General features: G+C 34.1%; 14 protein-coding genes. 2 read left to right on the top strand and 12 right to left on the bottom strand.

The annotated features are described in order from the left end of the window. Window positions 1-3: 3 nt before the first annotated feature. Genes AX762_RS01485 through AX762_RS01465 form a run of 5 tightly spaced genes read right to left on the bottom strand, consistent with a single transcriptional unit; the run spans window position 4 to window position 3,593 of the window. Window positions 4-258, bottom strand: coding sequence for a DUF3006 family protein (locus AX762_RS01485; RefSeq protein ID WP_071847410.1), 255 nt, complete (start codon window positions 256-258; stop codon window positions 4-6). Then, window positions 258-1,244, bottom strand: a complete 987-nt coding sequence (locus tag AX762_RS01480) for a ComEC/Rec2 family competence protein (protein WP_071847409.1) — start codon at window positions 1,242-1,244, stop codon at window positions 258-260. The genes AX762_RS01485 and AX762_RS01480 overlap by 1 nt, the downstream gene beginning before the upstream one ends. Further along, on the bottom strand, window positions 1,237-2,145 hold the full coding sequence (locus tag AX762_RS01475; RefSeq protein WP_071847408.1) for an RluA family pseudouridine synthase: 909 nt from the start codon (window positions 2,143-2,145) through the stop codon (window positions 1,237-1,239). The genes AX762_RS01480 and AX762_RS01475 overlap by 8 nt, the downstream gene beginning before the upstream one ends. Next, the gene (locus tag AX762_RS01470) at window positions 2,123-2,947 is read right to left on the bottom strand and encodes an NAD kinase (RefSeq protein ID WP_071847407.1); all 825 of its coding nucleotides are present in this window, start codon (window positions 2,945-2,947) and stop codon (window positions 2,123-2,125) included. Before AX762_RS01470 ends, AX762_RS01475 begins: the two co-directional genes overlap by 23 nt. 25 nt (window positions 2,948-2,972) lie before the next feature. Then, on the bottom strand, window positions 2,973-3,593 hold the full coding sequence (locus AX762_RS01465; protein ID WP_071847406.1) for a GTP pyrophosphokinase family protein: 621 nt from the start codon (window positions 3,591-3,593) through the stop codon (window positions 2,973-2,975). A gap of 96 nt (window positions 3,594-3,689) precedes the next feature. Here AX762_RS01465 and AX762_RS01460 point away from each other — a divergent pair, with 96 nt between their 5' ends. Both AX762_RS01460 and AX762_RS01455 read left to right on the top strand, forming a co-directional pair. Further along, window positions 3,690-4,280 (top strand): CYTH domain-containing protein, encoded by a 591-nt coding sequence (locus tag AX762_RS01460; RefSeq protein WP_071847405.1) that lies wholly within the window; start codon window positions 3,690-3,692, stop codon window positions 4,278-4,280. 180 nt (window positions 4,281-4,460) lie between these two features. Further along, window positions 4,461-5,081, top strand: a complete 621-nt coding sequence (locus AX762_RS01455) for a DsbA family protein (RefSeq protein ID WP_071847404.1) — start codon at window positions 4,461-4,463, stop codon at window positions 5,079-5,081. Between the two features lie 117 nt (window positions 5,082-5,198). Here AX762_RS01455 and pepF read toward each other — a convergent pair whose 3' ends face one another. The 7 genes from pepF to hemG all read right to left on the bottom strand — a co-directional run bounded on the left by pepF (window position 5,199) and on the right by hemG (window position 13,202). Further along, entirely contained in the window at window positions 5,199-7,010 is a 1,812-nt protein-coding gene (pepF, locus tag AX762_RS01450) for an oligoendopeptidase F (protein ID WP_071847403.1), read from the bottom strand. A 109-nt stretch (window positions 7,011-7,119) separates the two neighbouring features. Continuing rightward, window positions 7,120-8,202, bottom strand: coding sequence for a competence protein CoiA (locus AX762_RS01445; protein ID WP_071847402.1), 1,083 nt, complete (start codon window positions 8,200-8,202; stop codon window positions 7,120-7,122). A gap of 122 nt (window positions 8,203-8,324) precedes the next feature. After that, entirely contained in the window at window positions 8,325-8,966 is a 642-nt protein-coding gene (locus AX762_RS01440) for an adaptor protein MecA (protein WP_071847401.1), read from the bottom strand. A 210-nt stretch (window positions 8,967-9,176) separates the two neighbouring features. Beyond that, on the bottom strand, window positions 9,177-9,584 hold the full coding sequence (gene spxA, locus AX762_RS01435) for a transcriptional regulator SpxA (protein WP_071847400.1): 408 nt from the start codon (window positions 9,582-9,584) through the stop codon (window positions 9,177-9,179). Window positions 9,585-9,892: 308 nt separating this feature from the next. After that, window positions 9,893-10,912 (bottom strand): lipoate--protein ligase, encoded by a 1,020-nt coding sequence (locus tag AX762_RS01430; protein WP_071847399.1) that lies wholly within the window; start codon window positions 10,910-10,912, stop codon window positions 9,893-9,895. A gap of 14 nt (window positions 10,913-10,926) precedes the next feature. After that, complete coding sequence (locus tag AX762_RS01425) at window positions 10,927-11,670, bottom strand: MBL fold metallo-hydrolase (protein WP_071847398.1); 744 nt, start codon at window positions 11,668-11,670, stop codon at window positions 10,927-10,929. Between the two features lie 134 nt (window positions 11,671-11,804). After that, window positions 11,805-13,202 carry a protoporphyrinogen oxidase gene (gene hemG, locus AX762_RS01420; protein WP_071847397.1) on the bottom strand — a complete coding sequence of 466 codons (1,398 nt, stop codon included), beginning with the start codon at window positions 13,200-13,202 and terminating at the stop codon, window positions 11,805-11,807. Between the last annotated feature and the right edge of the window lie 55 nt (window positions 13,203-13,257).

Raw genomic sequence — 13,257 nt, 5'->3', positions numbered from 1 at the left:
CTCTTATTTTAATTTTTTGTTACTTGATTTCTTTAGCAGGCTTTCCCTTTTAAATTTGTTATCAGATAACCTTTTTTCTTTTTCAGCGTTGTCTTTCTCTAGTATGAATTGACTATTATCTTTTGCTTTAACCACAAAAACATCACCAACTTCAAAGGATGCAGGTAAAGTTGCAACTGGAACGTAGATGGGATCGTCGTCAGAATCCGGAATCAAACAAGCTATATTGTTTTCGATTTCTTCTAATACCACATGCATTACCTTTCCTCCTCGGTAGAGATATCGATTTGGTTGTTCTCATTAACAACAATATGAATCGTTCCATAATTATCCGTTCCTAAAAGTTCTGCTGGATGACCCTCAAATAATTGGACGATTTCTCTATCAGGATGTCCAGAGTGGTTTCCCGCCCCAGCCTGATATATAGCAACGGATGGGTTAATGGCTTGCAACCAATCTTCACTCGTGCTCGATCCGTGATGACCTAATACTATAATGTCGGATTGCAAACCAGTAGATACTTCGTTTAAAATGCGCTCTTCAACAGCCATATTTACATCGCCCATATGCATCATTACTGTATCTCCAAGAGTGATCCGTGTGACAATGGACTCATCGTTTTGACTGCCTTGTTTTTCGTTTTCCAACGGATGCAAGACTTCGATTGAAAATGCACCGATCTCTGTTGTATAACCATTTTTCGGCTCGGCATATATCACGTCTGATTCTAACAAAGCATCCAATACATCACTGTAAGTTTGACTTGTATGATCCATCCCATTCATCCACACTTCATTAACTTGAAAATAATCCAGGACCAAATCGCCATTACCTATATGATCCGAGTCGTTGTGAGTGAATATGAGTAAATCGATTTCTCCTCCTATCCCAATTTCATCATTGAGATAATTGATGATGCGTGGATCACTATCATCATATCGTCCCGTATCGATCAATATGGTGGTGCCATCAAACGCTTCCAGTAAAACGGATGACCCTTGACCCATGTCAAAAAAATGATAGTCAGCCAGTTTCTCCCTTTTTTTATCCTCATTGAAATTTGAAAAAAATGAACGCATTTGAGAAGACATCTCGTTTGCATACGTTTCAATCCATTGATAAGAAAAATCATTTTTCCCAAACCACAACCCCATTAAAAAGGCAACACTTACGAGTAGTGTCATCAATAAAATGGAGCGCGGTTTATTGCTATTCGTTTTTTTACGCTTATACTTTCTAGTCACGACGCATACTCTCCAATTGATTAGTTAATAATATTAAATCTTCTGTTAAGGGAGCTTCTACTATAAGCTGTAAATCTGTAAATGGATGCTTAAAACTGACTTTAGCACAGTGCAAAGCTTGTCTTTCAATGAGATCATTATTTGCATTAGAATTATAGAGTGTATCTCCAAGTAAAGCATGATCCAACGCTGCAAAATGTACTCTGATTTGATGCGTTCTTCCCGTATGCAACTGAACCTTTACTTTTGTTGCATTAGCATATCTCTGTTTTACCCAATACTCAGTTAAGGAAGGTTTGCCCAAATCATCGATTTGCCGCTTAATGATTGAATCTTCCATTCGAGCAATCGGCTTATTGATAAGCCCTGAAGGGTTCTCTATTACACCCTCAGCAAACGCAACATACTCTTTATATAGATTTTTGTCTTGTAAGAGTTGATCTAAATAAGAATGGGCTAAGGAATGTTTAGCGAAAATCATAACACCTGAAGTATCTTTATCTAAACGAGTAACAATGTGTATTGTTTTAAGCTTGTAATTATTCTTTTCGATATACCCTTTTACTCGATTAGCCATTGTGTGGTTCTTGTAGATTGAGGAAGGTACGGAAGGAATATTACTTGGTTTATTGACGATAAGAAAATGATCATCTTCAAATAAAACCTCGATATTTTTATACGAGATCCCCAGAATGTCACTGCCTGTTTCTACAGGTAAAGTAAGAGAAATTAAATCCCCTAGCAGCACCATTTTCCTGACACGACTAAGTTGATGATTAACTTCTAAACGTCCTCCCTGAAATTTCACTTTCGCAAGAAGTCGTTTGGAAATGTTTTTTGTTTTTAGAAATGATTTCAGAGTCATCGGTTGCTGGCTCTCAACTGTCCATTCTATTTTCATTTTTTGCTTTTGCTCCTAAAAAAGAATCCTCCACACGATCCCAAAAGTGAGTATGTTGATATCGCGCAAACCTGATACGTTCTTTTGCAATTCGAAATCGTATGTAATCAACTTCAGTTTCAGCTGAAACTAATTGATCTATGGTTAACATGAATTTAGTCGTATCAATTGGAATGATTTTTATCCATTCATCTGGTGCTATGATCATTGGTGAGCTGAGTGTTCTAAATATACGATTATTCAGTGACGCTATTTCTGTCAATTGTAAGGCTTCTAATCTTGGATGTAAGACTGCACCGCCGATCGATTTATTATATCCAGTTGAACCAGTAGGGGTTGAAATGCATAATCCATCTCCTCTAAAATGTTCAAAATGCTCCTCTTTGATGTAAACATCACAAACTAGCGTTCCATCAGTGATTTTAACAATGGATTCATTTAATGCTAAAAAGTGTTTGTTTTTGAGCTTGTTTTTGTAGATAACCTCTATATCAAGCAATGGGTAGTCTATAAATTCACCATTGTCGTTGTCTAAACTATCAACTAACTCAGTTAAATTATACTGTCTCCAATCTGTATAAAAGCCTAAATGCCCCGTGTGAACACCTATGAAGCGAACACTATCCAAGAGGTGAGCATACCGATGAAATGCCGACAGCAACGTCCCATCTCCTCCGACAGATATGATAATATCCGGCTGATGAGTTACGACATCTATCCCTGCATTATCTAGTAATTCCTTTAGTTCGTGTGTTACTTCTATTGATTCTTCCGTGTTGTTTTGAACGATTGCAATCTTCACTATGACTGTCCTTCCTTTACATCAATTACTCTTGAGAATAACGGAAGTTTTTTTGAATTTCTTTTATTTCATCTCTAATGGTAGACATTTCTTCATCTAGTTGAAAGGCTGATTCAGCTGCTTTCTGTAACCTTGTATTAATTTCATCAGGAAATTCACCCTGATATTTATAATTGAGTGAATGCTCTATCGAGGCCCAGAAATTCATTGCCAGGGTTCTGATTTGAATTTCCACTAAAACCACTTTTACTTCATCAATCAATTGCACCGAATATTCACATATCAAATGATAGGAACGATACCCGCTATCTTTCTTATGATTTACATAATCTTTTTCCTGCACCACATTAATGTCGTTACGATTTTTCAACATAGCTACCACATCATGGATATCTTCTACAAAAGGACACATAATTCTGATTCCTGCCAAATCTTCCATATCGGTCTCAAGCTTATCGAGTGAAATGTTTCTCGTTTTTGACTTCATTAAAATACTATTGATAGGCTTGACTCGACCTGTAACAAATTCAATGGGGCCATGTTCTTTTCTTGAAAGGTACATTCCTCTTAAACCACGTAACTTAACTTTTAATTCATCAACTGTCTGGTTGTAAGGAAGCAGGAAAAGTTCCCAATCTCTATTCATATCCTTAACCTTCTCTACTTTAATTTAGTCGTTATTATTGATATCATTGTAACATATTTTCATAAAATACCGTAGCAAGGGAATTGAGGAACTGATATGAAACAAGAAGTAGAAATTGAATACAAAAACTTATTAACCGAAGAAGAATACATGAAAATAAAACAAATCTATTTTAAAGACGAAGCCATACCCGTTACTCAAGAGAACTACTATTTTGACTCCGAAGATCATGTTTTAAAAAGGAACCAATGTGCACTAAGAATAAGAACAAAGGAAAATCATGCCGAAATGACTCTAAAGACTCCATTTGAAGGACATCACACAGAAACGACAATTGATTTAGATCCTGAAAGCGCAAAAAAAATGATTATAACCGGTTCCTTTATTCTGCCCGGAGATATTATTTCTGTCTTGAAAGATCAAAATATTTCGATCGATCCAAATGTTTTTATAGTTGCTGATCTGAAAACTGAACGATTAGAAATAATCAATCCTCATTCTATAATTGTATTAGACAAAAGTTATTATTCTGATCAACAAGATTTTGAGCTGGAAATCGAATCAGCTTCAAAAGTTACTGGCGAAGTATTATTTAATCAAATCCTTAAAGATAACGCCATCCCTGTAAGACCCACAATTAATAAAATCGCTCGTGCCTTTAAAGCAAAGTTTAAAAGTGATAAGTAATCCATTATGCTTGTGACAAAATTGTTACAAGGGGTTTTTTTTCTTGCTTTTTTTAGGCAGAATATTATATTAAACTAGTTTTATTTGTTAATCTATGTAATGTAATCAATTAGACGTTAAGAAAAAACACATGTAGATTAATCTGATCAAGACAAAATAGAAACTAGGTGAGTGTTAAAAATGTTTTTAAATAATATAATTGAAGTTTTCTTATTTGTTAATCCATTAGGGCCCACATGTTTTGAAACTGAAAGAATGATTGAATCCTTTTCTAATGAACGAGACGAGAAAGTTAAAGTGCGATTTATTCCACTATTAAACTTTCATACTATCGGAAACATCGTCAAGGAAACCGATAACCCAACTTTAGCCCATCGAAATCAACTTTACACCGAATCCTTTCATTCCAGCTTGGCCTTTCAAGCTGCTTCAATGCAAGGCAAGAAAAAGGGCAGAAAATTTTTAATGGCGTTACAAGATAAAGTTATTAACGAAGGAAAAGAAGTGACTAAAGAATTATTTATTCAAATTGCTGACTTGATTAAATTAGATGTAGAAATGTTTGAAGAAGATATTCAATCCGATTTTTCAGAAACAGCATTCAAAAAAGATCAGAATTTAGCCCAAGAAATGAATATACAAAATGCGCCTTCTTGTGTTTTATATTCTGGAAATGATGATGCCTATGGTTACCGGGTCAACACTGCTTTCACAAAACAATTACTTCATGGGTTTTGTGATGAAAAAGTCCAAGTTAAAAAAGCTAGTGTCAATCGTTTATCACTACTGCAAACGATGTAAACATAATTTCAAAAAAAAAGCCATACTCACAACATTCAATTCTTTCAATTGAATATTGGAGAATGGCTTTTTTATATTATCGACAGTCTTTGACTCCAACTGACTCTCGTTCCTACTTTAAATAGAATTCAAAGCTTTTTCCAACTCATCTAAACGTTCTTCAAACACGGCCATTGCTCTCTCTAAATACTCTCTTTCGGTCATGTCAACGCCCGCTTTTTTCATTACTTCAATTGGATAATCGCTGCTGCCTGATTTTAAGTATGAAAGGTATTTATCTAATGAACCTTCTTCGCCTTTCAAGATCTTATCTGCTAGCGCCGTGGCAGCACAAAATCCAGTTGAATATTGATATACATAATAATTATAATAAAAATGTGGAATACGTGCCCATTCAAATTGAATGGCATCATCTTTTTCTACTGTATCTCCATAATATTTTGCATTTAGATTTCTATAATTTTCGCTTAAATAATCTGCTGTTAGGGGTGTGCCCTTCGCGGCTTCTTCATGTATAAAGTGTTCAAATTCAGCAAACTGTGTTTGTCGGAAGACAGTTCCTTTGAATCCATCTAAATAATGGTTCAAAACATAAGCTCTAGCTTTAGGATCTTCGGTCGTTGCCAGTAAGTAATCCGTAAGTAAATTTTCATTTGTTGTTGATGCTATTTCTGCTAAAAAGATAGAATAGTTACCATATACATACGGTTGGTTCTTTCTAGTAAAGTAACTGTGCGCACTATGCCCTAATTCATGAACAAGCGTGTACAGATGATTCAGCGAATCGTGCCAGTTTAATAAGATATACGGATTGGTATCATACATACCTGAAGAATAAGCTCCACTCCGTTTTCCTTTATTTTCAATGATATCGATCCAACGGCTGTTAAAGGCATCATCCAAAACGGCCTTATATTCAGAGCCGAGCACGTCTAACCCTTCAAGTGTTTTCCCCTTTGCTTCATCATAAGTATATTTCAGACTGGCTTCTCCAGTAATAGGAGTATATAAATCATACATGTGCATTTCATCTAACTCTAACACCTGTTTTCTTAAATTCATATATCTATGAAGAAGAGGCAAATGATCATTCACTACTTCGATTAAAGTATCATGAACAGCTTCTGGAATATGGTTATCTGCTAGTGCACTTTCCCGGGCTGACTTAAAATGATGGACTTTAGCTTGGAAATTATGATGTTTGACATTCGCAGACAAGGTGCTGGCGAATGTATTTTTAAAACTCTCATAGACTTCATACATTTTTTCAAATGCTTCTTTTCTCACTTCTCGCTTAGTACTTTCTAAAAGTTCACCATACATCCCGTGAGATAATTGAACGTCTTCTCCATCTTCACCTTTGACCATCGGGAATTTTAAATCAGCGTTGTTCAAGACACTGAACGTTTGGCTTGAAGATGTAAGCACTTCACTAGCAGCGGCTAATAAAGCTTCCATTTCAGCTGAAAGTACATGCGCCTTATTTGCAGTCAATTGTGAAATGTAATGTTTATATTGTTTCAACTCTTCTTTTTCTTCAAAATAATTGGATAGTTGCTCTTCAGGTAAAGCAATTAGTTCCGGCTCAAACCAAGACGTAGCTTCTTGAGATAAAGCTGCGAGATAACGCGCTCTATCATTCATCGCTTGATAGGTGCTATTTGCAGTATCCTGATCATTTTTTAAATGGGCATAAACAAAAAGGGCACTCACTTTTCTAGAAAGGTCTAACATTGACTTCAGTGCCTGCAGAAAAATCATTGCATCAATTTCAAGTTTCCCTTGAAATTTCTTGACCTCTTCTAACGATTTTTCAGTTTTTTTGAAATCGTCCTCCCATTTCTTATCCGATTTATAAATGACGCTAAGATCCCACGTTTGTTCCAAAGGTAATTCTTCTCTTAATGGTAATGCCTTTGATTCAGTCATTAAACTTCCTCCTAAACTTTTATATACAAATTAATAATAACATAATTTGAAAACGAATAGAATATCTATCTTTTTTTTAATTTTACATCTTATTTCACTCATTTAATCCTCATTTTTTAGAGAAACTTTTATGGCGAACCCATTTTTCATCGCCAACTATTTTCATTATTTCATTTGTACATAATGCTTCAATGTACTCAAAAAAAGGTTGATAAAAATTTGCAGGATTCACATTAGGCATAATTTGAAAAGCAACCACTTTTTCTGTCTCCCACTCTTTGATTTTACGCACCAAAACATTTTTCGTTATAACATGATAAGATTCAAATTCTTCCAACCATATCAACATCAATAATTTCCATTGGTAAGAAAACGTAGCGATCATCCACTCGTTGGGAACGATACAGAATATGCTGTCTGGTAAAGAATCAACCGACAGACCAGACTTATACATGAGTTCGAAAAAGTGTCTACTTTTTTCATATCTATAAAAAGATAATTGATATAAGTACTCTTTTTGTTCTTCTCTATTTTTCTCAATACCATAACCGCTTCTTTGTCTCCTGACAGAATTTCTAAACACATCTTTTAATGTACTAGAGACAGTTACACTCTTTACAGTGTAATGCACTTCCGTGTGAGAACCTGAAAAATCAGATAATATCTCAAACTTTTTTCTATTCTGATCCAATTGAAACAGATAATATTTTTCGCTTAAATCCATTGATATGTAAGCATAATGTTTTGTGTTTACTTTTTCTGATACTTTTAATTTATGACCTAAAATCCAGAACACATAATACCCATTATTTTTATAACCTCTAGTTCTTGAGATTATTTTTTCTTTTGTAATAGTGCTACATTGATATTCAATGGCTATATTTGTTCCTTTATAATTAACGAGCAAGTCTGGTCGCTGCTTCAACGCAGGTAGAAAAGCTTCTAATTGAACCTCTATTTTTTCTTTTTTGAACCAGTTATAGAGTAACAGTTTCCCTTCCATATGCTCTGGAGTTTCTCCCTCAGAAAAAGTCTGACAGTCACTGTTGTTCTTGTGTGAAAAATGAGACTGATATATCGATCCATTCTTGAAAATCACTTCTTCTTTACACGAGGGACAGAAACATTCTTTATTATTCCTATAGTCACTAGCTTTAATTATATTATGCTGCTTATCAATTGCTATGAACATTCTTACATCACCTCACCTACTTTTTTTCATACAGTATTAATATTTCCTAACTATTTTTTTTTTGACGAAAAAAACCCACAGAAAATTTAATTTCTGTGGGTTTTTACTAATTATTAAATTCTTTACTTGAAGTGATAGCGCATTAATTCTAATGCGTTGGTCTCCATTATTTTTTCAGCATATTCATTCAAGACTTCTGGTGTTGTATTCGTTTTATTTCCAAACTCTAAAGCAATGGCTATTTCCTCATCACTTGTCTTTTCAACCATTTCCTCTACAAAGAAAGTTAAATGGAGATAGTATCTATTTTTGTAGCTATAAAGAGTTGATATGCCACTTTCTAAAAATAACGATTTGGAAAGTGAAACCATCTGTTCGAAGCCCTCTAAAGCAATCACAACTTCTTTGGTCGTGTTATCACCCTTAGCGTATTCATCAATTTCATCCAGTGATTCCTCATTTTGATTTATATTATCATCAATTTGCTCTTTCAACGTGTCTAAAGAATCATCATCATCTTTAAAGTTAGTTCCTTTGCTAATAAACAATTCTAATCCGTTATTATTCGGCATGACTTGAAAAGTGACCGCTTCAGATTCTTGAAATTCTTCGTCAATATCAACTTCTTCTAAGATACTATAAAAAAACTTTTCAATTTTTTTTTGATTTCCTAACAGATCAAGAAAAGTGATACCACGTTCCTCTAAATCAGTGTTTTCTATGATCACACGAATAGTATCATCGTTGATATGTTCTATTTCCATTATTCCACACCTCGCATTTCTTTGGAATAAACGTCCCTATGGGGTTAATTTACTTTACTATCGACAGGCAGTCTACTTGACCACACTCTAACTATTATACAAAAGCTACTCTTTAAATACAAGTAACAAATCCATATAAACCAATTTAGAATTGTGACAGTTTATAAAAAGAATCGACAAATATATTTGTCGATTCTTTCTAATATTTATTTAACTTTGTGTTAAGGCTACCAACTGTTGAGCTTTCTGTAATTCGATTTCTCTGACTGCTCTTGGTACAAACTGGCGAATCTCATCTTCATTATACCCAATCTGTAATCTTCTTTCATCTAAAATAATTGGTCTTCTGAGCAATGTTGGATTTTCTTGGATTAATACAAATAATTCTTTTAAAGACAACTCATCTAAATCAATATTTAATTCTTTAAATGCTTTGGACCGGGTAGATATGATATCTTCCGTTCCATCTTCAGTTAATCGCATGATAGCTTTTATTTCCTCAATTTCCAATGGATTATGAGCCATATTTTTCTCCGTATAAGGGATGTTGTACTCTTCTAACCATGCTTTTGCTTTTCGACAAGATGTGCAACTAGGTGTAGTAAATAATGTAACCATTATGTATTTCTCCCCTCAATTATCTTTGATTAATAAAACCGGGTGGAACTGTTTACAATTATTATAATAGCTTAAATGTGACGGGATGTAAACCCCTTTCTGTCATTTTTCCGTCAAACTTATCTTATTTATTTTTCAAATAGATACAAAAGGCTGTAGAAAAAGCTCTTCTCAAACATTATATTTTTCAATATTTACGGACATTTTATAATCATTATAATTAAAGCTTGTCAAATCGAACAAAAAAACCTTGCTCTGCTGACTAGAATCATCAACAGACCAAGATTTTTCTTTAAACTATTTTTGAATCAGTAAAATAAATCGACTAATTCTTCTGTATCAATATTGCCAAAATATTTATTTTTATCAATGTTATCGAAAGTTTCTTTGATAGCATTTCTCGTATAAGGAATACCCTTAAATTTATTTTCCACATCTTCTATTTCGCCTAAACCAAAGAAATCTCCGTAAATGCGGATGTCTTCGATATTACCTTTTCTAACATTCATCTTGACTTCAACTGTTCCCACAGAAAGTCGTTCACTGCGTTCCATATCAAATTCGGGAGATTTTCCATAATTCCAATCCCAGTTGGACGTATACTGCTTTGCAAAAGCTTCGATTTTTTCCCAATCTTTATCTGTTAAAACATATTCTTTTATCTTTTCTTTGGAATCAGTCTCGTAAATATTAAGCAATAATTGATCTCTAAAATCTTTTGCATTCATAAACTGGTAAGAATCATCTAGAAAAGGTTTAATGTTCGTTACACGACTTCTAATGGATTTGATACCTTTCGATTCAAGTTTATGTTTTTTTGGTTTTAAAGCTTTTACTACAGCCTCAATCTGCGAATCGAACATCAGTGTTCCGTGAGCTGTCATGCGACCATTTTTAGCATACATAGCATTTCCGGAAAATTTCTTCCCATCAATGACTAAATCGTTTCTTCCCTTTAATTCAGCTCCTTCTACCCCCATTTGATGTAGCGCATCTATAACAGGTGAGGTGAATTTTTTGAAATCCCGGAAAGAATCACCATCATCTTCAGTGATAAAACAGAAACACAAGACTCCCATATCATGGTATACTGCTCCGCCGCCAGAAAAACGGCGAACAACGTCTACCTCATTTTCTTCCACATACGAGGTATTGACCTCTTCATATGTGTTCTGATTTCGTCCAATAATGATTGAATTGTTGTTAATATAAAACAAGAGAATCGGTTCGTCCAACTTGACTTCATTCAACAAATAATATTCTATGGCTAAATTGATTTTCGGATCATGAATTTCTTTTCCATCGCGCTGATTTTTAACATAGTACATATTATCTTCTCTCCTTATATAGTTATTATCATTTCTTTTTGTGCTAATTCAATCGGTATAGACGGTGCTTCTTTTTTTGCTTGTTCAACTAACTGATCCAGCTTTCCTGTTTGAGGTAAATGAGTAAGTATCAACTTCTTGACTTTTGCTTTATTTGCTATTCTTCCACATTCTTTAGCGGTCATGTGCACTGTGTGATTTTCCATTCCCTCATAAAAATTACTATCCGCTATCAGTAGATCCGCATCTTTGGCAAATACTATAAAATCCTCTTTATATCCAGAATCTCCGGTAAAGATCATTATTTTATCACTTTTTTCTTCGGTGATTTTAAAGGCATAACAGGGTACGGGATGAAGTGTCTTCATATGCTCAATTTTAAATGGTCCAATAGTCAGTTCCGACTGTTCATTAAAAGCAATACCTTGACTGACATTTCCAAAAGACATTTGATTGAAATTGACTATGTCTTCATTATGACAATAGATGGGTAATAGATGAGGCTTATTCCCTTTGGAATCTCTTTTTAATAAACGAGTAAATTGCAGGACACCTAAGTCAGCAATATGATCGTGATGATAATGAGACAATAAAACAGCATCTAAATAGATTGGATCAACGTACTTTTCCAACGTTAATAAACTGTTACTCCCAACATCGAGCAAAAGATGAAAGCCGTTTGATTCAATTAAGTAGGCGCTTGTTCCTATCCCATTAGTTGGATAGCCCCCATAGAAACCTAAGATAGTGACTTTCATAATAATCTCCCTTCTTATTCTATAGTCTATTATTAGAATACGTTTCTAAGTAAAAAAAAACAACCAAAACTCTTTTTTACCAAGAGATTTGGTTGTTTTTTCAGCATTTCGAATAAATAATGTGTTTCAAAACACTAAATTGTATTTTTGATATATGCTATTACCTCTTCACTTGTTGTATTTGCTTGGGCAATACAGTTATTAATACCAAATCCATTGACACCATTTCCCGCCAAATAGAGACCTGGATAATTTTCGTTTAAAAATTCCATCAAATTTATCCTTTTCTCTTCATGCATTAAAGTGAATTGAGGGATAGCATTTGGCCAGCGCTTGATAATTTTATAATTAGGCTTGCTATCAATACTCAACATGCTTGATACATCGTCTAGTATCTCTTCTTCTATTTGTTTATTACTTAAGGACATCATAACACCGTCTCCAGTACGACCAAAATAAACCCCCAGTAATTCTTCGTCTTTGTCTTTATAATGATTCCATTTTTTGTTTAACCAAACTATACTTTGTATATACGAATTATTCCGTCTAACAGACAACAGACCATTACCTTTAGGAGGATTATGGATAGAGTCCTTCGGGAAACTAAATAACAAGAACCCAACTGAGCCCATTTTAATATCTTTAAAGTAATCACTTAATTCAATATCAGAAAAAAGCTCTTTATAGGATCCAGAGTCTGTTGCTACTATAATGGAGTCGACTCTTAACTGTTCTTTCTTATTGATATCTAAAATATAAGTGCCATTGATGCTCTTTTTTATTTCAGTCACTTTTTTTGAAAATCGAATACTCTCGCTTACTTTATTAGCCAGCTCATTAGTCAGCATTTCAAGGCCATCTTTAAATGTGGCATACATGGCATCGCCATCCCATATTTCCGGATGGTTCACCAATGCCTTTGTCCACGAGCCGTAATCTTTTTCTAATTCTATAATAGATTCATTAAACCCATGAACACCTATTTCATCAATATCACTTGTATAAATTTTTGAAAAGAAAGGTTCAGCTACATATTCAGCCATTTCTTCGCCTATACGGTGCGCAAGGTATTCTTTTGTCGTTAATTCTTTTGTCGTTTCTGTTTGAGAAAAATAAGTGTTTTTCAGAAAAGCCAGTTTTCCACGAAAGGATATCAAATCATATTTCCAGATATCTGCACGTTTTACAGGAACTCCTTTATAGGTAGGACATTCGAAATGATATAATTTATTAAATGCAAAAACATCTTGTTTTCCATTTTGACTTAATTCAATATGCTTCTCTAATTTCAATTCTTTTATCAAATTCATTGCTTCAGGTAATCGTGTGTCGATAGACTCGGCTCCTAAATCAATAAATTGTTCCCCAAACTTCATGGTAAACAATTTGCCCCCTGAACGAATAGAAGATTCCAGCACAATCACTTCTACAGGAAGATTTTCTTTATCGACCTGTTTTTTCAATCGATAGGCAGTAGTCAATCCGGTGATTCCACTGCCAATTATGGCAATTCGTTTTTTATCTTTATCCATTCAGCTTTCCCTCACAAACTATAATGATATCCGTATACTCCATTTGATACTATGT

Source organism: Alkalibacterium sp. 20, from assembly GCF_001885615.1.
In the GTDB taxonomy this organism is placed as follows: Bacteria; Bacillota; Bacilli; order Lactobacillales; family Carnobacteriaceae_A; genus Alkalibacterium.
The sequence above is the reverse complement of the archived record's forward strand: the minus strand, read 5'-3'. Positions and strand labels throughout refer to the sequence as shown.